Source organism: Burkholderia sp. Cy-637 (assembly GCF_011753175.1).
Taxonomy (GTDB): domain Bacteria; phylum Pseudomonadota; class Gammaproteobacteria; order Burkholderiales; family Burkholderiaceae; genus Burkholderia; species Burkholderia gladioli.
The window spans coordinates 20,676-45,968 of the sequence record NZ_VWWC01000042.1; the positions used below are offsets into that span (position 1 = coordinate 20,676).

The following is a 25,293-nucleotide window of genomic DNA, read 5'->3' on the forward strand; positions in this document are numbered from 1 at the left end:
GCCGCCGCCTCGCCCGCGCGGCGCGAACCGCCCGAACGCCTGGACCCCTCGGTCTGGCGGATCTGCGCGGTAGCGATGCTCGGCGGCCTGCTCGCGCAGCTCGACGCGACCATCGTCAACGTCTCGCTGTCGAGCCTGGCCGGCGTGATGCGCACCAGCCTGTCGACCATCCAGTGGGTCACCAGCGCCTACCTGCTGGCGCTCACGCTGGCCCTGCCGCTGAGCGGCTGGCTGGTCGACCGGCTCGGCGCCAAGCGCGTCTACCTCGGCTGCTTCGCGGCCTTCACGCTCACTTCCGCCTTGTGCGGCCTGGCCTGGTCGGCCAGCTCGCTGATCGCGTTCCGCGTGCTGCAGGGCGTGAGCGGCGGCCTGCTCGCGCCGATGGCGCAGATGACGATCGCGCGCGTGGCCGGCAAGCAGATGGCGCGCGTGGTCGGCTACACGGCGGTGCCGGTGCTGTTCGCGCCGATCGTCGGGCCGGTGCTGGCCGGCGCGCTGCTCGACTACGCCTCGTGGCGCTGGCTGTTCCTGATGAACCTGCCGATCGGCCTGCTCGGCCTGGCGCTGGCGGTGCGCTTCCTGCCCGCCGACGTGCGCGGCGCCGAACCACGAAGGCTCGACTGGATCGGCTTCGCGCTGCTGTCGCCCTCGCTGGCCCTGCTGCTGTTCGGCTGCGAGCGCCTGGCGCGCCCTGAAGGCGTCGCCTCGATCGCGGCCGGTGCCGTGATGCTGGCTAGTTTCCTCTGGCGCGCGCGGCGCATCGGTCAAGGTGCCCTGATCGATCTCGCGCTGTTCCGCCGACGCGTGTTCGCCACCGCGTCCGTCACGCAATTCGTCTGGAACGGCGCGCTGTTCGTCGGCCAGATGCTGGTGCCGCTCTACCTGATCGACGGCGTCGGCCGCACGCCGGGCGAGATGGGTTGGCTGCTCGCGCCGACGGGGCTCGGCATGCTGGTCACCTATCCCGCGATGGGCGCGCTGACCTCGCGCTTCGGGCTGCGCCGCGTCTCGGCCAGCGGCGCGCTGCTCGCGCTGGCGGCCACGCTGCCGATGATCTGGATGCCGCTGCAAGGCTTCCAGCTCGGCCTGCTGCTGGTCACGCAGTTCCTGCGCGGCATGGGGCAGAGCGCGATCGGCGTGCCGACCATCACGGCCGCCTATGCCGCCGTGCCGCGCGAATCGCTGCCGATGGCCACCACCGCGCTCAACATCGTGCAGCGGCTGGGCGGCCCGGTGCTGACCACGCTCTGCACCACGCTGGTCGCGTGGCGCCTGGCGGGTACCTCGGCGCTATCGTCGAGCGCGGCGCTCGCGCATGCGCCCGCTTACGCCTGGGGCTTCGCGATGCTGGCGGCGATGTACGCGCTGCTGTTCGTCGGGGCGATGAACCTGCCGGCGCGATCGGAAGGCGCGGCGCAGCCGGGCGCGCGATAATCGCCCTTCCCCGAACCCGCCCCGGAGCCCCGCATGACCCCGATCGTCCTCATCCCCGGCCTGCTCTGCACGGCCGAGGTGTTCGCGCCGCAGATTCCCGCGCTCTGGCCATATGGCCCGGTGACGGTCGCCTCGACGCTGGAGGGCGACAGCATCGCCGCGATGGCCGCCGCGATCCTGGCGAGCGCGCCGCCGCGCTTCGCCCTGGCCGGCTTCTCGATGGGCGGCTATCTCGCGCACGAGATCCTGCGCCGCGCGCCCGAGCGCGTGACGCGCCTCGCGCTGCTCAGCACCTCGGCGCGCGCCGACCAGCCGATCCAGGTCGAGATGCGCCGGGGGCTGCTGGAGGCGGCCACGCACGGCGATTACGACACCGTGCTGGCCAACGCCACGCTCAACACCGCCCATGTCTCGCTACGCCGCGATCCGGTGTTCGCGGCCACCAAGCGGCGCATGGCCGCCGACATCGGGCGCGCGGCCTTCGCGCGCCAGACCGCGGCCGTGATCGGCCGGCCCGACTCGCGACGCGAGCTGCCTTCGATCGCGGTGCCGAGCCTGGTGCTGGTGGGCGACAGCGATCCCGTCACGCCGCCCGAGTTCGCGCGCGAGATGGCCGAGGCGATTCCCGGCGCGAAGCTCGTGATCGTGCCCGAGTGCGGCCACACCTCGCCGCTCGAACGTCCCGAGGCGGTCAACGCGGCCTTGCGCGACTGGCTCGCCGCCTGACCCGCGATACCGGGACAAACGGCCCGCCGCTCGCGAAGATTTCTCGCCGACCTGCACAGATGGCGGGATTTCATACCGCAACAGGGCCACGGGTAATTTTCAGTAACACACTCGTGCCCGCGCGCCGATTCACGCCCGTGATGCGTGAATTTCCCGCTAATTCGCGCGATTCGCCAACTTCAGGCGGGACAGCGAATCGCGGGCCGCAACAATCGCCGCGGTCGGTATCGTTTACGCGGGCCGTCGCGGCGGCGCCGGCCGCTTCGCATGCGAATCGCGGGCCCGCCTCACGTATATGCCGGCGCTCTGCTCGTGTATCGTGGCGACGTAACAGGCCATTCCGGAACACCGATGACAAAGATCGATACGACATCGACGACCCATTCCAAGCTGTCCGAAGCGGTATCCAGCACGAACCTGAGCAGATCGAATCCGGCCCACGCCATCCCGCGTCGCGCCTTCCGGCGCCATGCCGCGCGCGCGGCCGTCGCGCTCGCGACCGGCGCCACGCCGCTGCTCTGTCGTGCCGAAGCCGGCGAACTGGGCGGCGTCGGCATGATCGCGATCGTCGCGCTGGCGGCAGGCTGGGTGCTGTTGACGCTATTCCTGTTCACGATGCTGCGGCGCGTGCGGCCGCGCACGCGCTATCTGGCCAGCGGCCTGTTCCTGGCCGCGCCCTTCCTCTGGCTCGCCGTCACCTTCGGCTGGTTCATGATGACCGAGCCGCGCGGCCTCACCCCGCAGGGCTCGGCCACCACGCGCACGGCCGAGGCGCCGGTGCCGATGGGCGGCGCGACCTTCCCCGCCGGCAGCCACGTGCAGTACGCGCCGGTCGACGATCACGGCGAGGCCTCGCAGCCCAGCGCCATCAGCAGCGACCAGCCGGTCGCGCTCGGCACGCTGTCGATCCGCGGCATCGAGCATCGCGACAGCGACGACGACAGCACCTTCGATGTCGCGCTGGCCTATGAGCAGAGCATCGACGGCTGGCCCTGCGCGGCCGTCACCGACATCGGCACGCGCATCGACATCGGCGACGCGCATGCGCCCACCCCGCACCTGATCCAGTGCCGCCTCGCGAAGACGGTGACGATCGGCGACATCGCCTGGCCGCCCGCCACGGTGGTCACGCGCGCCGCCGATTCGCGCGGCTGGTCGCTGCTCTGGTATCACGGCACGTTCTCGCAGGTCGAGCGCGCCAAGGGCTTCTCCTTCGACGTCGATTCGATGTCGGCCGACTACGACGAGGCCCACGCGCTGCAGTCATGGCAGGGCACGCTGGCGGTGGACGGCGATGTCGGCGTGGGCAGCGTCACCTTCGCCGGCGATCCGAAGCCGGAGCTGCACTGGAACCGCCTGGACGGCACCGTGCAGGTGACGGGCCATCGCGCCGGCCCCGCCTCGGGCGTCACGGCCTGCGTGGCGGTGGCCAGCACCAAGCCGCGCTACCGGCCCTGCGCGGTACCGGTGAAACCGGCCACGCGCCCGGCATCGAGCTGAGGCTCGCGGCACCCTCGCGCCATCGTTCGCAGCCCAAATGAAAATCGGGCATCCAGCCTGAGCTGGATGCCCGATTTTCAATTCGAGGCGCCGTGCCGCCTAAGGCCGGCTCAATGCAGCGCCGCCGCGGCGGCAGCAGCGGCAGGCGCATCGCTGGCCGCCACGCGCGCCTGCGACAGGCGCCGGTAACGCGCCAGCGCCCACAGCGGGAAGTAGGCGGTATAGCCGTGGTACTTGAGGTAATAGATGCGCGGGAAACCCGGCGCATTGTGCGAGCGGTGCCACCAGAAGCCGTCGCCCTGCTGCACCGACAGCAGGTAGCGTATCCCGCGCTGCACCGATTCCGATTGCCAGTCGCCGAAGGCCATCTGCGCCAGCAGCGCCCAGGCCGTGAAATTGGAGGCGCTCTCGCCGCCGTTGGTGCCGGCCAGCGCCGGGTCGACATAGCTGTCGTTGGTCTCGCCCCAACCGCCGTCGGCGTTCTGGCGCGCGCGCAGCCAGTCGATCGCGCGCGCGATGTAGGGCTGCGAGCGATCCTCGCCGGCCAGCGCGAGCCCGGCCAGCACGCTCCAGGTGCCGTAGATGTAGTTGGTGCCCCAGCGGCCCCACCAGCTGCCGTCCTCGCGCTGGGTGCGCTTCACGTAGTCGATCGCGCGCGCCAGCGCCGGCCGGTCCTCGGCGCGGCCGGTCACGCCGAAGCACAGCAGCACGCGGCCCGAGACGTCCTCGGTGGGCGGGTCGAGCAGCGCGCCGTGATCGGCGAAGGGGATCAGGTTCAGGTAGAGGCGATCGCAATCGGCATCGAAGGCGCCGAAGCCGCCGTTGCGCGACTGCAGCCCGCGGATCCAGTCCAAGCCCCGCGTGACCACCTCGGCATAGGGATCGGTGCCGGTCAGGCGCGCCATCGCGCGGCCGCGCTGGTGCAGCATGGCTGCCACCACGGCGCTGTCGTCGATGTCGGGATAATAGGGGTTCTCGTACTGGAAGGCCCAGCCGCCCGCCGGCGTCTCGGCCGGCGCGTTCTCGATCCAGTCGCCCTTGAGCTCGGTCACCTGCTTGCCGGCCATCCAGTCGTAGGCGCGCGTGATGCCGGCCTGCAAGTCCGCCTCGGAGACGGCCGGCCGATCGCGCGTGTCGGGCACCGCGCGCGCCTGCTCGAGCGCCATGGTGGCCCAGGCCGTGTCCCAGACCGGCGACAGGCAGGGCTGGCAGTACATGCTGCCGTCGGGTCGCTCGACCAGCAGCTTCTCCAGCGCGTCCTCGCAATCGCGGCGCAGCGGGTGATCCTCGGCGTAGCCGAGCACGTCCATCATCTGGTAGCTGTAGACGATCGGCGGGAAGATGCCGCCCATGCCGTCCTCGCCGTTCATGCGCTCGGCGCACCAGGCTTCGGCATGGCGGATCGCGCGGCGGCGCAGCGCCTTCGGGATCAGCGCGTCGAGCGGGCGCAGCGTGCGGTCGATGCCGAGGAACAGGTTGCGCACGAAACCACCTCGCGCGAAGTAGTTGCGCTCGTCCTCGGGCGCGGTCACGAACAGCTCGCGGATCGCGATGCCGCGCGGGTTCTTCGCGCGCGCCTTCAGCGAGCAGAGCACCAGCAGCGGCACCATGGTCGTGCGCGCCCAGTAGGCGACCTTGTACATCGAGATCGGCACCCACTTCGGGAACAGCACGAATTCGATCGGCATGAAGGGCGTGGCGCGCCACGGCACCTGGCCGAAGGTGGCCAGCAGGATGCGCGTGAACACATTGCATTTGGCGGCGCCGCCCAGGCGCAGGATGGTGTCGCGCGCACGCGCCATGTGCGGCGCGTGCTCGCTGTCGCCGGCCGCCTTCAGCGCGAAATAGGCCTTGACGCTGGCCGACACGTCGGGCGCGCCGTCCACGTACAGGTCCCAGCCGCCGTGCGTGGCCAGCCGCTGGATCTCGCGCAGGTAGCGCGCCATGCGGGCCTGGCGCGCATCGTCGATCTTCCCCATGAAGTGCATCATCAGGATGTATTCGGCGGTGATCGTGGCGTCGGATTCGAGCTCGAAGCACCAGCTACCGTCGGCATTCTGGCGCTGCGCGAGCGCATCCCGGCCGCGCAGGATCGCGGCATCGAGCATCGATGGAAGGGGAAGATCGGAATTTTTCATCGGCCGGATCATACCATCCGGCCGGATTGTTTGGATGGGAACGACGATGCTAAGATGCGCGGATGAATCCCATCCGGCCTTCCGCGCCCGGCACGCCGCCCGACAGCCGCGCCGCCGCGCCCGCCTCCTCCTCGCCAGCGCCGGGTCCTGCATCCGCCGCCGCGTCCGACGACGCCGCCTTCGCCCCGGCTTCCGCCTCCAGCCCCGCCGCTTCCGCCAACGCAGCCTCCGCCGCCGACCCGCGCGCAGCCGCCGGCGACGACGCGCGCGGCAACCGCCGCAAGAAAGCCCCGGCGCACGTGCGCGCGCAACTGCTGCAGGCCGCCGCCGAGATCGCCACCGAGCTGGGCGTGCAGGCCGTCACGCTCGACGCGGTGGCCGAGCGGGCCGGCGTCAGCAAGGGCGGGCTGCAATACCATTTCCGCAGCAAGCAGGCGCTGTTCGACGCGCTGTTCGGCCAGACCCTGGAGCGCTTCGAGCAGACCATGCAGGCGCACCTCGCGAGCGATCCGCATCCGCCGGGCGCGAACGCGCGCGCCTACCTGCACGCGGCGATGAACGAGACCTCGCCGGCCGCCAGCACCAACCTGCTGCGCGTGCTGGTCTCGTCGATGATGACCGATCCCGAGGCGCGCGAGCGCTGGGCCCAGCCGATGCGCGAGATCGCGCGGCCCGATCCGCTGCCGCTCGAGCAGGCCGCGCGGCTGATGATCTGCCGGCTCGCCGCCGACGGGCTGTGGATCTCGGAGCTGCTCGGCTACCAGAACCTGCCGAGCGGGCTGCGCGACGAGATCGTGCGCCAGCTCGAGACCATGACCCTGTCGGGAGCCTGAAAGCCGGGCTGCCGCGCCGTCCTTCCCCGCTGTCCCGCCTTGCCGGCGCCACGCGCCATGAAGCCCCCCCGTCCCACCCGCATTTGACTTTCTCGTTTCCGGAGCCCGCCGATGTCTACCCCGATCCCGTTCGACACGATCCGCGCGATCGCCTTCGATTTCGATGGCGTGATCCTCGATTCGGTGTGGATGAAGGTCCACCTGTTCTTCGAGTGCTACGACGAGCCGATCAGCGAGGCGCAGAAGGCCGAGATGCTGGCGCACCTGACGCATCACGGCGGCGTCGGCCGCGTCGCGAAGATGGCCTACTACGAGCGCGCGATCTTCAATCGCGAGCCGGATCCGGCGGCGGTGGAGGCGCGGGCGCGCCGCTACAGCGAGCTGCTGATGGCGCGCATCGGCGACTGCCCAGAACTGCCCGGCGCGCGCGCCTTCCTGGAGCGGATGCAGGCACGGCTGTCGCTGCACCTGATCTCGGGCACCACCGACGACGACCTGCAACGCATCACGCGCGAACGCGATTTCGCGCGCTACTTCCAGACCATCACCGGCTCGCCGACCACCAAGCCGGTGGCCTTCGCCAAGGTGCTGCGCCATGGCGACTGGACCAGCGATCAAGTGCTGGCGATCGGCGATTCGTTCACGGAATACGACGCGGCGCGCGAGCTGGGCATGCCCTTCGCGGGCATCGTCGCGCCCGGCGAGGAGAACCCGTTCCCGCCTGAGATTCCGGTGTGGACCGACATGGCCGCGTTCGACGCGGCCTGGCGCGAAAGCGAGACGGCCGGCGGCGCGGCGCGCTGAGCGCCGCCACGCCACGGCTCGGCGGCTCGGCGGCGACAGCGCTCACCCCGCGAAGCCGCCCCCGCCGGCGGCTCATGGACAGCCGGCGCCGCCTCCCGACTCAGCCCTGCCGCTTGTCCGTGCGCGCCTCGATCGCGCGCACCACGGCGGCCATGTCCTCGCCGCCGTGCCCGAGCTTCAAGGTCTCGGTATAGAGCTCGAAGCAGGTATCGAGCAGCGGCGAGGCCAGGTTCGCGTTGCGCGCGGCCTCGGCGGCCAGCCGGTTGTTCTTCAGCACGTCGGCGATCGAGGCCTGCACCTCGAAATCCTCCCTCACCAGCTTGTCGATCTTCACGCGCGACACCGCGCTGGCCATCGGGCCCGCGTCGAGCACCTTCTGGAACTGCTGCATGTCGAGCCCGTAGCGGCGCGCCAGGTGCGAGGCCTCGGCCACCGCGGTGACCATCGGGATCAGGAAGGTATTGACCGAGAGCTTCATCAGCAGGCCCGTCGGCACCGGCCCGCACACCACCGACTCGTGGCACATCGGCTTGAGCAGCGGCCGCACTTCCTCCACGTCGGCCGGCTCGCCGGCCAGCATCGCCACCAGCTGGCCCGCCTCGGCCGGCTTGCGCGAGCCCGACACGGGCGCTTCCACGTAACGGCCGCCGGCAGCGCGGATATCGGCATCGAGCCCGCGCGAATACTCGGCGGACACGGTGCCCATGTGCACGATCAGGTGATCGGCCACGCGCGCGGCGAAGGCCGGCGTGCCGCGGCCGAGCACGGCATCGAGCGCCTCGTCGGTGGCCATCATCAGGATCACGATGCGCGCCTGCCGATACACCTCGTCGAGCGTGTCGGCCACCTGCGCGCCGGCTTCGCGCAAGGGCGCGCAGCGCTCGGGCGAGCGGTTCCAGATCACGAGTTCGATGCCGGCGCGGGCGAGGTTGAGCGCCATCGGCTGTCCCATCACGCCGATGCCGATGAATCCGACTTTCATGGAATGTCTCCGTATCATGCGCGCCGCTCGTGGCGGCGCTCAGGTGGTGATGGCGGGGAACGGCGGAAAGCGGTCGAACGGTCGAACGCGGGCGGGTTGCCCCGGGTACGGCCCGGTGTGTCCCCGCTTTGCCTCCCCGCTCGGGCGGCGGCGATCGGCCGCGCGCGCTGCCCAGTGTATCTAAATCGCCGCCACCTGTGCGGCCGCCGCGTGGCGGCTCTCGCGATACGGCAGGCCGAGGTGGTCGCGCAGCGTGCGCCCGCGCAGCAGCGGGTCGAAATACCCGCGCTCGGTCAGCACCGGCAGCACGTGGCGGATCATGTCGTCGAGCCCGAAGCCGACCACCGGCAGCCCCAGCATGAAGCCGTCGGCGGCGCCCTCCTCCACCCAGCGGATCATCTCGTCGGCCACCTGGCCCGGCGTGCCGATGAAGGCTTCCGAGGTGCCGATGTTGGAGCGCCGCGTGGCCACCTCGTAGGCCACCTCGCGCAGCGTCAGGCCGCGCTCGCGCGCGAGCTTCTTGATGTTGTCGGTGGTGGAGCGGAAGCCGTCGTTGCCCAGTTCGCCGATCTCGGGGAACGGCCCGTCGAGCGGATAGACGCTGAAGTCGTGCTGCTGGAAGAAGTGGCCGAGATAGGCCAGCGCCTCCTGCGGCGAGAGAAGGTCCCGCACCTGGCGATACTTGTCGTCGGCCTCGGCCTGGCTCGCGCCGACGATCGGGCCGATGCCGGGAAACACCTTGACGTGGTCCGGATCGCGCCCGGCCGCCGCCGCGGCCGTCTTGACGCGCCGATAGAAGTTGCGCGCATCCTCGAAGCTGCCGCCGTTGGAGAACACCGCGTCGGCGTAGCGGCCCGCGAAGGCCACGCCGTCGCCCGAGGAACCGGCCTGGAAGATCACCGGCTGGCCCTGCTGCGAGCGGCGGATGTTGAGCGGGCCGTCGACCGTGTAGTGGCGCCCGCGATGATCGAGCCGATGCAGCTTGGCCGGGTCGAAGAAACGGCCGCTGGCGCGATCGCGGATCAGCGCGTCGTCGTCCCAGCTGTCCCACAGGCCCTGCACCACGTCGAGATGCTCGGCGGCGATCTCGTAGCGCTCGGCGTGGTCGGGATGCGCGCGGCCGTAGTTGCGCGCGGTGCCCTCCAGCGAGGATGTCACCACGTTCCAGCCGGCGCGGCCGCGGCTGATCAGGTCCAGCGAGGCGAACTGGCGCGCCACGTTGTAGGGCTCGCTGTAGGGCGAGGACACCGTGCCGACCAGGCCGATCTTCGTGGTCAGCGCGGCCAGCGCCGAGAGCAGCGCGATCGGCTCGAAGCGGTTCAGGAAGTGCGGCGCCGATTTCTCGGTGATGAACAAGCCGTCGGCGATGAAGGCGAAGGCGATGCCGGCGGCTTCGGCGCGGCGCGCGCGATCGACGTAGAAATCGAAGTTGACGCTGGCATCGGGCGGCACGCTCGGGTGCTTCCAGGCGTTCATGTTGGCGCCGGGCCCCTGGATCAGGATGCCGAAATTGATCTTGCGTTGGTTCTGCATGGCCATGCTTCCTCGCGGGATGGGAATGGGCCGCGCGCGACCGGCGCGGAGCCGGCGGGCGCGGGTGATCGATTCAGCGGCGCGGCTCGGGCACGCACTCGCGCCAGCGCAGCCGCATCGGCGGCGCCGGGCCGCGGCGCAGCCCGAGCGCGAGCCGGTAGCGCGAGTCGAGTGCGAAGCGTTCGAATTGCCAGTCGCGCGCGGTATCGCCGGTTGCTGCCGCGAAGCGCGGGCGCGAGGCACTGCGCGCGTGGCGCGGCAAGCTGAAGGAACAATCATCGAGCGGCGCCGACAGGCCGACGCCGCGCGCCTTCAGATACGCCTCCTTGAGCGTCCAGAGCGCGAAGAAACGCTCGCGGCGCAGCGGCGTCGGCAACGCGCGCAGGGCGCGTCGTTCGTCGCGCGTGAAGAAGGCGGCGGCGATGCCGTCGATATCCACGCGACGATGGCTGTCCTCGATGTCGATGCCGGCATCGACGCGGCGCGTGATCACGCAGGCCACCACCCCGCCCGCGTTCGACAGGTTGAAACGCAGCGGCGACTCGTCCGTGCCGGCCAGTTCGGGGCGGCCGTGCTCGCCCGTGCGAAAGCGCCAGGCAGCCGGCGCCACAGCGGGTTGGTAGGCCGACAATACCGAGCGGCACAGCGCGCGCGTGAGCAGGTATTCGAAGCGCAGCGCGTCGGTGGCGAGCCTCGCGTGGCGCTCGGCCTCGGCCGCGTCGAGCAACGCGAGGTAGCGCGCGCGGCGACGCGGCGTATCGCAGGCGGCGACGCGCGCGATCCAGATATGAGCTTCGTTGTCGGGCAGCGGCACGGGCCGGGATCGATCGGCGGCAAGCGAGAAGCGTTCGATGCCGCCGGCATATCGGCGCGTCGGCGAGCTCGCCTCGACGGGCACGTCGGCGCGATCGAGATGCCGACGCGACGACCAACGCCCGCCACGCCGCCTGGCCGCCGCCTCGCGCCCCAGCCCGAACCCGCGCGCGCCGCCGCTCATGCGCCGATCGCCCGCGCGGCGGCCGGTGCGCCGTCCTGCCAGAGCAGCGGCGCCACCGCCTGCGCGGCCGTCACCGCCTCGACGCGCCCGATCACCAGGTCGTGGCTGCCATAGGCGTGCAGCGCATCGACGCGACACAGCAAGGTGGCTTGCGCGCCGGCCAGCACCGGCAGCCCGCGCGCCTCGCGCCAGTCGCCGAAGCCGAAGCGCGCCGCGTGCTCGAGCTTGCCGCTGAACGGCGCCACCAGTTCGTGCTGCCCGGCGTTCAGCAGGCTGACCGCGAAGCGCCGCGTGCGCGACAGCGGCAGGTACAGGCTCGCGTTGCGGTTGATGCAGACCACGATCGAGGGCGGCTCGGTGCACAGCGCGCTGAGCGCGGTGGCCGTCATGCCATAGCGCGAACCGTGTTCGCGCGTCGCCACGATCGCCACCGAGGCCGTCAGCCGCCGCATCGCGTGGCGGAACTGCTGCGCGAGTTCGCGGCCGGCGGCGGCATCGCGATCGACGTCACGAGCCGCAACCGCGGCCTCGACGGCGGCCTTCGCCTCGCCACCCGCCGCCGCGCGTCTCGCACGCGCGGCCAGCGCCGTGTCATCCATCCAGGGGCTTGCCATCATCTCTCCTTGTCGTGTCGGTTCGTCGGGCTCAGCTCTTGAGGATCGAGTACATCAGCGTCCCCGAGAACATCAGCAGCACCAGCGAGGCGCCGCGCAGCAGGGTGGAGGTGCGCTCGGCCCAGGCGCGCCGCGAGGTGATCAGCCCGCCCAGGCAGGACCAGCCCAGGCCGATCGGCGCCAGCACCACCAGGAACAGCGCGAACGCGGTGAAGTAGACCTGCGAGGAACGGAAGGCCTCGATCGGGAACAGCGTGCTGGCGAACAGCAGCGCCTTGGGGTTCATCAGCGTGGCCACGAACTGGTCGCGGAAGCTGATCGGGCGGATCGACAGGTCCTCCATCACGCGGCTGCGGGTCCACATCTTCACGGCCAGGAAGAAGATGTAGGCCGAGCTGGCCAGCTTCACCGCGTCGTAGAGCCAGGGGCGCGTAGCCGCGAAGGTGCAGAGGAAGAAGCCCCACACCGAGATCGCCACGGTATAGCCGAGCGCCTCGGCGATCACCAGCGGCCAGGTTCCGCGCAGGCCCACCTTCAGCCCCGAGGACAGCAACAGCGTATTGGTCGGCCCCGGCACCACCAGCACCAGGGACACGTACATCACCATCTTCATCAGCGCGGCTTCGAGCAGCACGATGTCTCTCCTTGTGTTCTCTCTCAGGTTCGTTCGGGTTCGCCGCGGAGCGCGAGGCTCAGGCCCGGGCGCCGGCGAAGTAGCGGTTGCCGTCGGGCTCCAGCCAGTCGGCGCGCGGCGGCGTGAAGATGTCGAGATCGACGGCATCCTCCAGGCACAACGCGTTGTGGGGCAGGTTGGCCGGCAGGTGCAGGATGCCGCCGGGGCCCACCTCGGCCTCGTGTTCGAGCCGCTCGCCGTAGCGGAACAGCAGGCGCCCCGAGAGGATCAGCGTGAACTGCTCGTTCGGATGCGAATGGGTGGCCACGAAGGCGCCCTTCTTCAGGAACAGCCGGGCCATCATCAGCGCGTCGCCGTTCACCACCTGCCGCTCGATGTCGGGCGTCAGCACCTCGCGCTCGATGCCCTCCCAATGGCCCTGGCCTTGCGGGTTCAGTCCTGTCATGTGCTTGTCTCCATGCTGTTCGTCTTGTATCGATGCGCGGCGAGCGCGCGGCTCAGGCCGACAGCTCGCCGGCCGTCTCGCGGCGCCGGGCGGCCGGGCCGGTGCCGGCTGCTCCGGCGGCCCCGCTCGCTGTCGCTGCTGCCGCCTCGCCGGCCGCCGCCCCGCCACCTGCCCCGCTCGCTCCGCCTGCCTCCGGCGAGCGCGCCAGCCGGCTCGCCTCCTCGGTGATGATGTCCTCCTGCCCCGCCACCAGCCGCCGCTCGGCCAGCCGCCGGTACAGCTCGAACTCGTTCACGCCGAATTCGAGCGCGGCCTTCTGGATATGCGGCACGTAGCCGGAGAACAGCCCGTACAAGCCGCTGGCGATGTTGGCGGCGGCGATATGCGGCGTCTTCGGGCTCAGGAAGGCCTCGCTCTCGCGCGCCAGCGCCGTCACGCGCTCGAAACTGGTGTTCGCGGCATGCCCCTCGCGCTCCATCGCGGCCACCAGCGTCTCCAGCTGGGTATTGCCGGCGCCGGCGCCGAAGCCCTTCACGCAAGCGTCGACGATGCGCGCGCCCTGCTCCAGCGCCACCAGGCTGTTGGCCACCGCCAGGCCGAGGTTGTTGTGGGCGTGGAAGCCCACGTCGATGCGCAGCGCCTCCACCAGCAGGCGCACCTTCTCGCGCACCAGGTTCGGCGTCGAATAACCGGCGCTGTCCATCAGGATCACCGCCTGCGCGCCGTAGTCCTGCATCAGCCGCGCCTGGGCCAGCAGCACTTCGGGCGGCGCCATGTGCGACATCATCAGCACGCCGTAGGCCACCCGCCCCGCGCGCCGCGTCTGCTCGATGAAGCGCCGCGCGACATTGGCCTCGGTGCAGTGGGTGGCCACCCGCACCACGTCCACGCCGGCCTCGATCGCCAGCTCGATGTCGGTGGCCTTGCCCAGCCCCGGGATGAAATGCACGCCGAGCCAGCTGGTGGTGAGCGCCGCGCGCGCCGTCTCCAGCATCAGGGCATCGTCGATCGGGGTCTGGCCGAGCAGGCAGGACGAACCGCCCAGCCCGTTGCCGTGGCCGACCTCGACGATGTCGATGCCGGCCGCGTTGGCCGCGCGCGCGTAGTCGGCGATCTGCTCGCGGCCGAGCTGGTGGCGGATCGCGTGATTGCCGTCGCGCAGGGTGGCGTCGCTGATCAGGTTCATGATGGGACTCCCGTGCTGAGGGTTGCATGCCGATGCGTGGCCACCGCCAGCGCCGCGCAGTTGATGATGTCGAGATTGCCGGCGTATTCGGGCAGGTAGTCGCCGCGCCCGCGCACGGTCAGGCTCATGGTGATGCGCCCCTGGCTCTCGAGCGGCGCCACCACCAGCTGGTAGCCCGGCACGTACTCGCGCACCCGGGCCGCCATCGCCTCGACGCGCTCGCGCACCCGCTCGAAATCCCGGTAGCGCGCCTGCGCATAGAGCGTGGTCTGCATGCGGATGCCGGGCTCGGCCGGGTTGATGTTGAGGATCGCCTTGGTGCGCTTGGCGCCGCTGAACTTCGCCAGCGCGTACTCGGTGGTGGCCTGGTACTCGCTGATGTTCTCGCGGGTGGCCATGCCGGCGCTGCGCGAGGCGATCGCCGACACCACCTCCAGGTAGTCGATCGAATCGACCGCCTGGCGCAGCGCCCAGGCCAGCGGCAGGCTGGCCTGCCCGCCGCAGGTGATCAGGTTGACGTTCTGCACCGCCTGCGTGTCGGGCAGGTTGATGCAGGGCACGCAGAGCCGCCCGAGCTTGGCCGGCGTGAGGTCGATCGCGAACTTGCCGGCTTCGGCGAAGAAGCGGTTGTGGATCGTGTGGGCCGCGGCCGAGGTGGCGTCGAACACCAGGTCGTAGCCGTCGACCTGGTCCTTCATGAAATCGAGCCCGTCGCTCGAGGTGGCGACGCCGCATTCGCGCGCCAGGCGCAGGCCGTCGCTGTCGGCGTTGCGGCCGACCACCCAGGCCAGCTCGAACTGCTCGCACGCCTTCACCTTGAACATCAGGTCGATGCCGATGCTGCCCGAGCCGAGGATGGCGACGCGGGTGCGTGGGGTTCGCTGCTTCATCTGCCGTTCTCCTCCATGGTTTGTGCAACCCGCGCGGGCGATGCCGACGATCCGTGCGATCCGGACGGCACCACCTCGGCCAGCGCGCGGCCGAGCTCGGCCAGCACGCACGCCTCGTCGCTGTGCAGGAAAAAGTGATTGCCGGGATAACGCACGTAGCGGATCGGCCCGCGGCTCTCCTCGCGCCAGCCGGCCAGCCCCTCGTCGCTGACCAGGCCGTCGTCGGTGCCGTGCAGCACCAGCAGCGGGCAGGCCAGCGGCGGCGCATCCGTGTAGCGATAGCAGGCCGAGATGGTCAGGTCGGCGCGCAGCCGGGGCAGCCACAGATCGCGCATCGACGGCTCGTCGATCAGCGCGTCGGGCGTGCCGTTGTAGTCGCGCACCGCCGCGATGAAGGGCTCGTCGGGCAGCGCCTGGATGCCGGCGTCGCGCCAGCGGAAACGCGGCGCGTTGCGGCCCGAGGCGACGAACAGCGCCGGCTCGCCGCGGCCGCGCTCGCGCAGCAGCCGCGCCAGGTCGAAGGCGATCAGCGCGCCCATGCTGTGGCCGAAGAAGGCGAACGGCAGGTCGAGCCAGCTATCGATCTCCTCGGCCAGCGCGGCGGCGATCGGCTGCGCGTCCTCCACCAGCGGCTCGGCGAGCCGGTATTCGCGGCCCGGCAGTTGCACTGCCACCGGCTCGATCCAATCCGGCAAGCCCTCGCGCCAGTTGCGGAAGATCGAGGCCGTGGCGCCCGCGTAGTGGAAGCAGAACAGCCGCAAGCGCGCCGGCCGGCCGTTCGGCGCCGGCTGGGGGATCAGCCAGGGCGTCTCGCGCGGCGCGCTCATGAGGCCGCCCCGGCACGCGCCGGCTGGTCGGCGGCCTCGCCGGCCAGCGGCACCGGCACGGTGGTAAGCCAGTTCCACTTGTCGGCATGGGTGCCGCGCACGATGCCGAAGTAGCGGTCCTGGATCGCGCGCGTCACCGGCCCGCGCACGCCGTTGCCCACCGGCATGCGATCGACCGAGCGCACCGGGCAGATCTCGACGGCGGTGCCGGTGAAGAAGATCTCGTCGGCCAGGTAGAGCATCTCGCGCGGAATGCTGGTTTCGGTGACGGTGTAGCCGAGGTCGCGCGCGATGCGCATCACGCACTGCCGCGTGATCCCGCTCAGGATGCTGCTGCCCACCGAGGGCGTGAAGATCTCGCCGCGATGCACCAGGAACACGTTCTCGCCGCTGCCCTCGCTGACGAAGCCGTTGCCGTCGAGCGCGATGCCCTCGCTCATGCCGTTCTCGCGCGCCTCCATCACGATCGCCTGGCCGTTGATGTACTGGCCGCCGATCTTGGCCATGGTGCTGGCCGCGCCGGGGCCGTTGCGACGCCAGCTGCTGACCTGCACGTCGACGCCCAGCGTGAGCGCCTCCTCGCCCAGGTAGGCGCCCCAGGGCGTGGCGGCCAGCAGCGCCTCGGCCGGGTGCTGGCGCGCGTCGAGCCCGAGCGAGGGCCCCGCGCCGCGATACACCAGCGGGCGCAGATAGGCGCTGCGCAGCCCGTTGGCGCGCAGCGTGTCGGCGCTCACCGCCATCCACTGCTCGACCGTCAGCGGCGAGGGAATGCGCGCCACCTTGCAGCTGAACAGCAGCCGCTCGTAATGCTCGCGGCCGCACAGGATCGCCGCCTTGTCGCCGATCGCGTAGGCGCGGATTCCCTCGAACACGCTGGTGCCGTAATGCAGCGCATGGCTCATCACGTGCACCTGCGCGCGCTCCCACGGCAGCATCTCGCCGTTCTTCCAGATCATGCCTGCCTGCTTGCTGGTTTGGCTCACGGGCCGTCTCCTCACATCACGCTGTATTCGTTGAAGGCATCCACCACGCTGCGCCCGGCGCCCACCGCCTCGCGCACCTTGCGCTCCAGGCGGTTCTTGGCCAGCGCGCGCGTCACCGCCTCGTGCTCGACCTCGCGCGGGATCACGCAGACTCCGTCGTTGTCGCCGAACAGCAGGTCGCCGGGGCGCACCCGCACCTGGCCGACCTGGATCGAGCAGCGGTAGTCGACCACGTTGTGGCGCCCCTGCAGCCCGTAGGCATAGGTGCCGCGCGAGAACACCGGCAGCCCCAGCTCGCCGATCGCGTTGGCGTCGCGCACGCGGGCGTTGAGCACCACGCCGGCCGCGCCGATCTTCTTCACGCGCGCGCTGAGCAGGTCGCCGATGCGCGCCGCGTCCACCGGGCCGCCGCTGGCGATATAGACCTCGCCGGGCCGCAGCGCCTCGATCGACTCGAACAGCAGGCCGAAGGGCTTGGCGTCGAAGCGCCTGAGGCCGCCATGCGGCACCGGCGGATCGTCCTGCACCGGCATCGCGCGGCCGACCATCACCATCCCGGGCGACAGCGGCCGGATCTCGGGCGGCAGCATCGGATGGCCGAAGCCCAGCTGCTCGAGCACGTCGCTCAAGGGGCAGGTGGCCAGCTCGGCGCGCATCAGCGCGAACAGCTCCTCATCCGTATTCCATTGCGTCATGGTGTGTCTCATCCGATAGGAAGGGCGCTGGGCTCGTCGAGCAGCACGGCCAGCTCCCGGTTGATCTCGTCCAGCACCGCCGCCTGCTGCTCGTGGACGAAGAAGTGGCCGCCGCCGAACTCGCGGCGCCGGAACCCACCGCGCGTCTCGCGGGCCCAGCGCGCCAGCCCCGCCTCGTCGACCATCGCGTCGCGCGTGCCGTGGAACAGCACGATCGGGCAGTCGAGCGGCGCCTCCTCGAGGTAGCGGTAGGTCTCGAACACCGCGCCGTCGGCGCGGATGCGCGGCAGCAGCAGGTCGAGCAGCACCGGATCGTCGAGGATCGCCTCGGGGGTGCCGCGGCAGCCGCGCAGCACCTCCACGAAGGCCGCGTCGTCGAGCACGTGGCGGATCACCGGCGGCTTCACGTCCGGCGCGTTCTGCGCCGAGGCGATCAGCACGCGCGGCGGCGGCAGCGCGCGCCGGCGCAGGCGCCGCGCCACGTCGAAGGCGATCAGCGCGCCGGTGCTGTGCCCGAACATCGCGTAGGGCAGGTCCAGCCAGGGCGCGAGCGCCTCGGCCAGCGGCGGCGCGACCTCCTCCATCGCGTGGCGCAGCGGCTCATCGAGCCGGGTCTCGCGGCCCGGCAGCTGCACCGCCAGCAGCTCCACCTCGTCGGGCAGGGCCGCCGCCCAGGGCGCGAACATCGAGGCGCCGCTGCCCGCGTAGTGGAAGCACACCAGCCGCGCGCGCGGCGCGGGGCCCCCGGCGGGCCGGGGCTGGCCGGCGCCGGGCAGCAGCCAGTCGGAACGGGGCCTGGCCATCTCGGCGCCGGCCATCGCTCAGGCCGTGGCCGCCGCTTTCGCGGCGAGCGGCTGGGCCACGCGGTTATGCCCGTAGCGATCCTCGCCGGCCACCAGCACCGTGGAGTAGCGATCGAGCGGGAGCACCTCGCCGAAGTGGTGGAACGAGTCCTGGCCCGAGTACACCTTCACGTGGGTCGGCACGAAGCGCGTGGCCCAGCCGAAGCGCACCGAATCCTTGGTCGAGTTCGAGTTCGAGCCGTGCATGCAGCGCGAGGTGAAGATGAAGAACTGGCCCGGCTTGACCTCCATGTGCACGGCGCGCGCCTCGTCGGGCTTCCACTTCGGGTCGAGCTTGAGCTTCTCGTAGTCGTAGCCGTAGAAGCCGGACTTCTGGCCGTCGTCGAGCACGCGCTTGTTGAAGTTCTCCGGCTCGAAGGGGATGTTGCGCTTCTCGTCGAAGTACCAGGTGCGGTGGCTGCCCGGCATCAGCTTCAGGCAGCCGTTGGCCTTGGTGGCCTCGCTCATCGCCACCCAGGCGGTCAGCTCCCAGGGGCGGCCTTCCTCGGCCGCGGTCGGCTCCAGCTTCTCGGTGCCCTCGAACTCGACGAAGCTCTCGGCCTGGTGCCAGTCGGTGCCCTCGTCGCCGGGGTACTTCGGGAACCACTCGGTGCGCCAGCTCAGCACGTCCGGCCCGAGGATGCTGGAGATCCGGTCGACGATCGCCGGGTGGCTGATCATGCGGTTCAGGTTCGGCATGTCGAGGTGCCGGTCGTAGTTCAGCTTGCTGTCCGGGAAGGCCGCATTGGTGGTGTCCAGCAGGTCCATGCGGACCTCCTCCCACACGCGCGTCATCTCCTCCGGCTCGTAGAGCGTGAACGGGCCGGCATAACCGTTCTCGTAAAAGAACTTCTTTTCTTCCTCGGACAGATGGAAACGCTTCTGCATCTCAGTTCTCCTGATCAATAGGGAAGACCGTCGCGGGCTCGCTCGGGTCGTCACGGCTCACTGCATGGGGTCGGGGCTCGCGCCCTGTCGGGTGTCGTTACGGGTCGCTACGGGTTGCCGGGTATCGCCGCCGGGTGCCGCTGCCGGCGAGGCTCAGCCGGCCGCCTCGGCGGGGCTGCGGCTGGCCTCGCGCAGCGCGTCGGTGGCCGCGGCCAGCTCGGCGACGGTCGAGCGCGTGCGGTCGAAGAACAGCCGCGGCGGCGGCGTGATGCCGAGCTTCGCCTTGAGCTGCTTGAGCACTTCGACGAGGTTCAGCGAATTGCCGCCGATGTCGAGAAAGCGCGCCTCGGGCGTCACGTGCTTCGCGCCGATCACGTTCTCCAGCACCTGAATCAAGATATCTACGGTCTTCATGAATTGACTTCCTCCTGGTGGCTTGCGTTGATGCGTTGCTGCAATATCGACAGAAGCGCCTTGCGATCCGTCTTTCCCGACGAGAGCTGCGGAAACCGGTCGAGAACCGCCAGATGGCGCGGCACCATGTAGGCCGGCAGCTCGCCCGCGAGGCGCTGCCGGATCGTGTCGGTCTGCCGCTCGGCGTCGACCGGCCTGCCCTGCTCGAACAGCACCCCGGCGGCCAGTACCTTCTCGCCGTGGCGCGTGTCGAGCAGCACGATCTCGCTGGCGTGCACGTGCGGCACGCTGTTGATGACCCGCTGGATTTCGTTGAGATGGATGCGATAGCCGCCGAGCTTGATCTCGTTGTCGCGGCGGCACTGGTAGAACAGGCTGCCGTCCTCGAGCCAGTGGCAGAGGTCGCCGGTGCGATAGAAGGGCACGCCGTCGATGCGCAGCAGCCGCGCGGCGGTTTCCTCGGGCAGGTGCCAGTAGCCCTCCATCACCTGGCTGCCGCCGATCAGCAGCTCGCCGGGCACGTGGGGCGCGTCGATCGCGCGGCCGTCCTCGCCCACCAGCAGCACGCGCACGTGGGCCAGCGGCTTGCCGATCGGGTAGAGCGTGCGGCGCTCGGGCTCGATCTCGCCGATCAGGTGGGCGGTGGACGCGCAGGTCACCTCGGTGGGCCCGTAGGCGTTGATCACCTGCATGCCGGGCGTCTTGCGCAGCCAGCGCTGGATGGTCTTGATGTCGGGCACGTCGGTGCCGGTCAGGATCCGGCGCAAGGCCGGCAGGCGCGCCGCCTCGAAACCCTCGGCCTGGGCGATCAGGCCCAGCATCATGCCCCAGGCCGAGAAGTGGGTGACGTCATGCGCCACCAGCGCGTCGAGCATGATGTCCGGCACGATCACGTCGTCGTGCACGTACAGGTGGGCGCCCTGCGCGAGCGGGAACAGCATGTCCATCAGGTAGACGTCGAAGTGCAGCGGCGAGAAGCTGGCGCAGCGCGAGGCCATCTTCACGTCGTACACCTCGCGCGTGCCCTCGAAGAAATCGACGATGCTGCGATGATTGATCAGCACACCCTTGGGCCGCCCGGTGGAACCCGAGGTGTAGATGCAGTAGGCGGTGGCCGAGCCGTCCAGCTCGGGCAGCGGCAGCGCGCGCACGCAGGCGTCGCTGGGGGTGGCCTCGTCGTGGTCGCGCAGCCGCTCCAGGTCGGCCAGGCGCAGCACCGGGATCGCGCCGGGCAGCACCGCGCGCGCCTCGGCCTCCAGTTCGTCGTCGACGATCACCAGGGCCGGCGCGATGTCGTTGAGGATGTAGCGCAGCCGCTCGGCGGGCATCCCGGGATCGAGCGGCACGTGCACGCAGCCGGCCTTGAAACTGCCGACGATGGCCGCCACCAGCAGCGCGCGGCGGCTCGCCGCCATCACCACGCGGTCGCCCGGCGCGCAGCCGTAGGACTGCAGGCGCAGCGCGAAACGCGTGCTGAAGCTGTCGAGTTCGGCGTAACTGAAATCGTCGCGGCTGTCGGTCAGCGCCGGTCGATACGGCGTGCCGAGCGCGTGGGTCTGGATCGCGTGAACGATGTGTCCTGGCTGCTCCATGTCGCCTCCTCCGATGTGTCTCTGCGGGCACCTTCGGCAGCAAGGCGGGCGGCATCGCGCGCCGGTTCGCCGGCGAGCGCGCAGGCTGGATTGCATGCGCCATGGCTCGCGGCCGCGACCGGCCCCTCGGTTTGTCGTGGCGACCCCGCCGCGAGCCTCGGCCGCCTCTCTCCTGGCGGCCCCTCGCGGCGGGGTCGTATCTCTCGTGTCTATCGTGTTTCTGGTGTTCGACTGCTGAGACGAACAGTAACGGGATTGCCGTGCGTAAGGACTTAGATCGTTTACTGCATATGCATGCATTTTGTTATCGCTCCGCGATATAACCGTCGCCGAGCAAGCCGAGCTGGCGCGCCTTGTTGGCGCTGACGCGGATGTGCTCGCTGTCGAGCTTGCGGTTGATCGCGCTGAACAGCTGGTAGACCGCGCGCTCGCCCACGCCGAGCTCCTCGGCCACGTGACGCGCATTGCCGCCGCGCGCCACCAGCCGCAGCGCCTGCACCTCGCGCGTCTCCAGGGCCAGCGTGTCGGCCAGTTCGCGGCGGCGGCGCAGCACCTGCCACTCGAGCAGCTCGTTGGCCAGCCCGCGCAACTGGCGGCGATGCGCCCACAGCCGGTCCTCGCCGGCAGGCGGCGGATGCGGCGTGCTCACGTGCAGCACGCCCACGGTGGCCACGTCGCGGCGGTGCGCCGGGTGGAACTGGTGGCTGCCCATGCCGTGCGCCGCGCCGTGACGCGGCAGCCAGTGGCCGGCCGGCAGCGCCAGCGCGCTGCCGCGCATCGGCCGCGTGTCCTCGCGCGCGGCCGCCAGCGCCGGGTCGTTCAGGTACCAGTGGCCGCCCGTGTAGCGCTGCGCCCAGGCCGGATCGCCGCCCACCAGCAGGTGATGGACGGCGGGTTCGCCGCTCGGCTCGTCGAACACGAACCAGTGGAAGAAGCATTGCGCGGCATCGCATGCCGCCGTGACGCGCCGCATCAGCGCGATCAGCTCGGCGTCGCTCTCGCATTCGGAGGCATAGGCGGGCTCGTCCAGGCGCGGCGCGCCGCCGGCCCGCGCGAGCCCCGCCTCGAGCGCGTCGAGCACCGCGCGATATTCGTTGGCCAGCGGCGCGGCGAACGGGTCATGCGCGACGAAGGCGGCCAGCGCCGCGCGCTCGCTCGCGTCGAGACGCTGGATCGAGACCGGCTCGCCGGGCGCGCGGCGATGCCGCTCGAACACGAAGCCGCGCTCGGCGTCGCCGCGCGCGACCAGCGAGAGACGAACCCCGCCCACCACGCCGTGCCGGATCTGCAGGGCATCGTCGTAATGGGGATCGGGGGAGAGATAGGAAGGCAAAGCGGAGTGTCGAGCCATGAGCGCCGGACCACCTGTGCAGGGAGTGGAAGGCGATGGCGGGCCGTCCCGCCGGCATCGCGGCGGGAGCGGTTTGCGTACGGGCGTGAACGCCTCGAACGACGGGGACGAATAGGTGGGTCGGCAAGCCTCGCTCCGCGTCACACGCACCGACGGCCATCGGTGGGATCAACCGCGCGGCGGGCGTGCCGACGCGCGCAGGGGATCTCGGGCGACGAGAAAAGGCGGATCGCGAAACCGGCGCGGGCGAGGCGCTGCCTCGTCCTGGCCGGGATGCGAGCCGATCGAAACGGACTGATGGGCCGCCGGGAAGGCGGCACGCGACGCAGCGGCGCCGCGGCCGAGGCCGGGCACCGCCGCCGCATGGATGGCCAGGGCGGCCCGCATGCGGCGAACGTCAGGCGGCGAACCAATGGAGCGCGGCGGCACGGCGCCGCGCGCGACACGCGCGGCCGCAGCCTGGGGCCGCGGCACACGGTGCCGGTTCGCTCGGGCGGCCCGAGGCGTCTCCTGGACTCGGGCCGGATTGCAGAGACGATGACGGCGGGTGCGAGCCCGGCCGTGAGCGCGGTTGCCCGCGCCACGGCCTGCTCGCCCCGCCGTTCCTTGGTCGTCAGTTCAGACTTCGCACTCTCTCGTCGTCGAATGCCTGATCGCCGGGTCCGCCAGGCGTCCCGGCCTTGTTGTTCAAGGCTTGCTGCAGCCGGCCGTCACGCGCCGTCGCGCGCGACGGCCGGTTCGTTTCAGATATGCAGGGCGTGGCCGAGCGCCCGCAAGGCGGCCTCCATCACCGCCTCGCCGAGCGTCGGATGGGCGTGGATGGTGCCGCCCACGTCCTCCAGCCGCGCGCCCATCTCCAGCGACTGCGCGAAGGCGGCGGACAGCTCCGAGACACCGCGGCCCACGGCCTGCCAGCCGAGGATCAGGTGATCGTCGCGGCGCGCCACCACGCGCACGAAACCGTCGCTGCTCTCCAGCGTCATGGCGCGGCTGTTGACCGACAGCGGGAAGCTGGCCACCAGCGCGTCCTCGGGCGTGGCCGCGTCGTGCGGCGCGAGGCCGACCGACACCACCTCGGGATCGGTGAAGCAGACCGCCGGGATCGCGGCCGGCATGAAGCGCCGCCGCTTGCCCGAGACGATCTCGGCCACCATCTCGCCCTGCGCCATGGCGCGATGGGCGAGCATCGGCTCGCCGGTCAGGTCGCCGATCGCCCAGACGTTGCGCATCGAGGTACGGCACTGGTCGTCGATCTTCAGGGCATGGCCCTCGCGATCGAGCTGCAGCGCCTCCAGCCCCCAGCCCTGGGTGCGGGGCCGGCGGCCAACCGCCACCAGCACGCGATCGGCCGGCAGCGCGTGTTCCGCGCCGGCCGCGTCCTGGATGCGCACGGCGTCGCCGCCCGCGTTCAGGCCCAGCACCTTGCGCTCCAGGTGCAGCGCGACGCCGAGCTTGCCGAGCGAGGCGGCGACCGGCTTGGTCAGCGCCTCGTCCCAGGCCGGCAAGATGCGCGCCTGGGCCTCGACCACGGCCACCTCGACGCCGAGCTTGCGATAGGCGATCGCCAGCTCCAGGCCGATATAACCGGCGCCCACCACCACCAGGCGCCGGGGCAGGCTACTCGGCGAGAGCGCCTCGGTGGACGATTGCACGATGCCGCCGAACGGCATCGAGGGCAGCGCGACCGGCTCGGAGCCGGCCGCCAGCAGCAGGTGCTCGCCGCGCACGCGCAGCGGCTCGCCGCCCTCGCGCGCGACCTCGACGGTCTTGCCGTCGATCACCCGCGCCTCGCCCTGCAGCACGTCCACGCCGTGGCGCTTCATCAGCGTGCCGATGCCGCCGGTCAGCCTGGCGACGATGCCGTCCTTCCAGGCCACGGTGCGGCCGATGTCGATCGCCGGCGAGGCCACGCTGATGCCCAGCGGCGATTCCTTCGCGTAATGGCGGGCCTTGTCGAATTCCTCGGCCGCGTGGATCAGCGCCTTGGAGGGGATGCAGCCGATGTTCAGGCAGGTGCCGCCCAGCCGCGCGCGCTCGACCAGCACGGTCGGCACGCCGAGCTGCGCGGCGCGGATCGCGGCCACGTAGCCGCCGGGCCCGCCGCCGATCACCAGCAAGGTGGTGTTGATGGGTTCGCTCATCGGCTCAGTCCACGAATAGCAGGGCGGGTTGTTCGAGCAGCGCGCGCACCGACTGGATGAACTCGGCCGCGTCCATGCCGTCCACCACGCGATGGTCGAACGAGGACGACAGGTTCATCAGCTTGCGCGCCACCACCAGGCCGTTGCGGATCATCGGCCGCTCGACGATGCGGTTCACGCCGACGATGCCCACCTCGGGATGGTTGATGACGGGCGTGGATACCACCCCGCCCAGCGGCCCCAGGCTGCTCAGCGTGATGGTCGAGCCGCTCAGTTCCTCGCGCGAGGCCTTGCCGGCGCGCGCCGCCTCGGCCAGCCGCGCCACCTCGGCGGCCAGCGCCCAGACGTCGCGCGCCTCGGCATGGCGCACCACCGGCACCATCAGCCCGCCCTTGCTCTGGGTGGCCACGCCCAGGTGCACGGCGCCGTGGCGCGTCACCACGCCGGCCTCGTCGTCGTAGCGCGCGTTGATCTGCGGGAAGTCGCGCAGCGCGACCACCATCGCGCGCGCGATGAAGGGCAGCATGGTGAGCTTGCCGCGCGTCTCGCCGTGACGGCGGTTCAACTCGGCGCGCAGCGTCTCCAGCTCGGTCACGTCGATCTCCTCGACGTAGCTGAAATGCGGGATGCGGCGCTTGGCTTCCTGCATCTTCTCGGCGATCTTGCGGCGCAGGCCGATCACCGGCACCGCCTCCTCATCGTGGCGCTCGGCATAGGCCGCGCGCGCGCCGGCCGGCGCCGCGGCGGCGCCGCTGCCCTGCAGCCAGGCGTCGAGATCCTCGTGCAGGATCCGGCCCGCCTCGCCCGAGCCGCGCACGAAGCGCAGCTCGATGCCGAGATCCCA

The 25,293-nt window shown here is 71.0% G+C and carries 24 protein-coding genes; 5 read left to right on the forward strand and 19 right to left on the reverse strand.

Annotation, left to right across the window (positions count from 1 at the left end):
* The first annotated feature begins 39 nt into the window (after positions 1–39).
* The 3 genes from F3J10_RS14170 to F3J10_RS14180 all read left to right on the forward strand — a co-directional run bounded on the left by F3J10_RS14170 (position 40) and on the right by F3J10_RS14180 (position 3,660).
* On the forward strand, positions 40–1,434 hold the full coding sequence (locus F3J10_RS14170) for a DHA2 family efflux MFS transporter permease subunit (protein WP_167242344.1): 1,395 nt from the start codon (positions 40–42) through the stop codon (positions 1,432–1,434).
* Between the two features lie 33 nt (positions 1,435–1,467).
* Complete coding sequence (locus F3J10_RS14175; protein ID WP_167233267.1) at positions 1,468–2,160, forward strand: alpha/beta fold hydrolase; 693 nt, start codon at positions 1,468–1,470, stop codon at positions 2,158–2,160.
* 351 nt (positions 2,161–2,511) lie between these two features.
* The gene (locus F3J10_RS14180; protein WP_240154692.1) at positions 2,512–3,660 is read left to right on the forward strand and encodes a hypothetical protein; all 1,149 of its coding nucleotides are present in this window, start codon (positions 2,512–2,514) and stop codon (positions 3,658–3,660) included.
* Positions 3,661–3,770: 110 nt separating this feature from the next.
* Here the strand turns inward: F3J10_RS14180 and shc are convergent, their stop codons facing one another.
* Complete coding sequence (gene shc / locus F3J10_RS14185) at positions 3,771–5,810, reverse strand: squalene--hopene cyclase (RefSeq protein WP_166913510.1); 2,040 nt, start codon at positions 5,808–5,810, stop codon at positions 3,771–3,773.
* A 50-nt stretch (positions 5,811–5,860) separates the two neighbouring features.
* Between shc and F3J10_RS14190 the strand changes: the two genes are divergently transcribed.
* Both F3J10_RS14190 and F3J10_RS14195 read left to right on the forward strand, forming a co-directional pair.
* Positions 5,861–6,631 (forward strand): TetR/AcrR family transcriptional regulator, encoded by a 771-nt coding sequence (locus F3J10_RS14190; protein WP_167242333.1) that lies wholly within the window; start codon positions 5,861–5,863, stop codon positions 6,629–6,631.
* A 111-nt stretch (positions 6,632–6,742) separates the two neighbouring features.
* A complete protein-coding gene (locus tag F3J10_RS14195) occupies positions 6,743–7,435 on the forward strand; it encodes an HAD family hydrolase (protein ID WP_167242334.1) in 693 nt (230 codons plus the stop codon).
* 100 nt (positions 7,436–7,535) lie between these two features.
* On the opposite strand, the gene F3J10_RS14200 is transcribed toward F3J10_RS14195, so the two are convergent.
* The 18 genes from F3J10_RS14200 to F3J10_RS14285 form a co-directional block, all read right to left on the reverse strand.
* Positions 7,536–8,435 carry an NAD(P)-dependent oxidoreductase gene (locus tag F3J10_RS14200; RefSeq protein ID WP_326494097.1) on the reverse strand — a complete coding sequence of 300 codons (900 nt, stop codon included), beginning with the start codon at positions 8,433–8,435 and terminating at the stop codon, positions 7,536–7,538.
* Between the two features lie 162 nt (positions 8,436–8,597).
* Entirely contained in the window at positions 8,598–9,950 is a 1,353-nt protein-coding gene (locus F3J10_RS14205) for an LLM class flavin-dependent oxidoreductase (protein ID WP_167242335.1), read from the reverse strand.
* Positions 9,951–10,023: 73 nt separating this feature from the next.
* On the reverse strand, positions 10,024–10,947 hold the full coding sequence (locus tag F3J10_RS14210) for a 4'-phosphopantetheinyl transferase superfamily protein (RefSeq protein WP_167242336.1): 924 nt from the start codon (positions 10,945–10,947) through the stop codon (positions 10,024–10,026).
* Entirely contained in the window at positions 10,944–11,561 is a 618-nt protein-coding gene (locus F3J10_RS14215) for a flavin reductase family protein (RefSeq protein WP_025101665.1), read from the reverse strand. The genes F3J10_RS14210 and F3J10_RS14215 overlap by 4 nt, the downstream gene beginning before the upstream one ends.
* 31 nt (positions 11,562–11,592) lie before the next feature.
* Positions 11,593–12,195 (reverse strand): LysE family translocator, encoded by a 603-nt coding sequence (locus tag F3J10_RS14220; protein WP_025101664.1) that lies wholly within the window; start codon positions 12,193–12,195, stop codon positions 11,593–11,595.
* A gap of 58 nt (positions 12,196–12,253) precedes the next feature.
* Positions 12,254–12,640, reverse strand: a complete 387-nt coding sequence (locus tag F3J10_RS14225; RefSeq protein WP_025101663.1) for a cupin domain-containing protein — start codon at positions 12,638–12,640, stop codon at positions 12,254–12,256.
* A 52-nt stretch (positions 12,641–12,692) separates the two neighbouring features.
* Positions 12,693–13,826, reverse strand: a complete 1,134-nt coding sequence (dmpG, locus tag F3J10_RS14230; protein ID WP_167242337.1) for a 4-hydroxy-2-oxovalerate aldolase — start codon at positions 13,824–13,826, stop codon at positions 12,693–12,695.
* Complete coding sequence (locus F3J10_RS14235; protein WP_013689124.1) at positions 13,823–14,716, reverse strand: acetaldehyde dehydrogenase (acetylating); 894 nt, start codon at positions 14,714–14,716, stop codon at positions 13,823–13,825. The genes dmpG and F3J10_RS14235 overlap by 4 nt, the downstream gene beginning before the upstream one ends.
* Positions 14,713–15,543, reverse strand: a complete 831-nt coding sequence (locus F3J10_RS14240) for an alpha/beta fold hydrolase (protein WP_166913504.1) — start codon at positions 15,541–15,543, stop codon at positions 14,713–14,715. Before F3J10_RS14240 ends, F3J10_RS14235 begins: the two co-directional genes overlap by 4 nt.
* The gene (locus tag F3J10_RS14245; protein WP_345791209.1) at positions 15,540–16,526 is read right to left on the reverse strand and encodes a branched-chain amino acid transaminase; all 987 of its coding nucleotides are present in this window, start codon (positions 16,524–16,526) and stop codon (positions 15,540–15,542) included. Before F3J10_RS14245 ends, F3J10_RS14240 begins: the two co-directional genes overlap by 4 nt.
* A gap of 11 nt (positions 16,527–16,537) precedes the next feature.
* A complete protein-coding gene (locus F3J10_RS14250; protein ID WP_167242338.1) occupies positions 16,538–17,221 on the reverse strand; it encodes an RraA family protein in 684 nt (227 codons plus the stop codon).
* 8 nt (positions 17,222–17,229) lie between these two features.
* On the reverse strand, positions 17,230–18,039 hold the full coding sequence (locus F3J10_RS14255) for an alpha/beta fold hydrolase (protein ID WP_166913503.1): 810 nt from the start codon (positions 18,037–18,039) through the stop codon (positions 17,230–17,232).
* Between the two features lie 3 nt (positions 18,040–18,042).
* Complete coding sequence (locus F3J10_RS14260) at positions 18,043–18,951, reverse strand: chlorinating enzyme (RefSeq protein ID WP_025101657.1); 909 nt, start codon at positions 18,949–18,951, stop codon at positions 18,043–18,045.
* Positions 18,952–19,104: 153 nt separating this feature from the next.
* A complete protein-coding gene (locus F3J10_RS14265) occupies positions 19,105–19,365 on the reverse strand; it encodes an acyl carrier protein (RefSeq protein ID WP_025101656.1) in 261 nt (86 codons plus the stop codon).
* Positions 19,362–20,957: an amino acid adenylation domain-containing protein gene (locus F3J10_RS14270; protein WP_167242339.1), complete on the reverse strand. Its 1,596-nt coding sequence runs from the start codon at positions 20,955–20,957 to the stop codon at positions 19,362–19,364. Before F3J10_RS14270 ends, F3J10_RS14265 begins: the two co-directional genes overlap by 4 nt.
* Before the next feature lie 304 nt (positions 20,958–21,261).
* Positions 21,262–22,308, reverse strand: coding sequence for an autoinducer binding domain-containing protein (locus F3J10_RS14275; RefSeq protein WP_167242340.1), 1,047 nt, complete (start codon positions 22,306–22,308; stop codon positions 21,262–21,264).
* Positions 22,309–23,051: 743 nt separating this feature from the next.
* Positions 23,052–24,449: a dihydrolipoyl dehydrogenase gene (lpdA, locus tag F3J10_RS14280; protein ID WP_167242341.1), complete on the reverse strand. Its 1,398-nt coding sequence runs from the start codon at positions 24,447–24,449 to the stop codon at positions 23,052–23,054.
* Positions 24,450–24,453: 4 nt separating this feature from the next.
* Positions 24,454–25,293: dihydrolipoamide acetyltransferase family protein (locus F3J10_RS14285; protein ID WP_167242342.1), on the reverse strand; the 840-nt coding region annotated here is incomplete at its 5' end.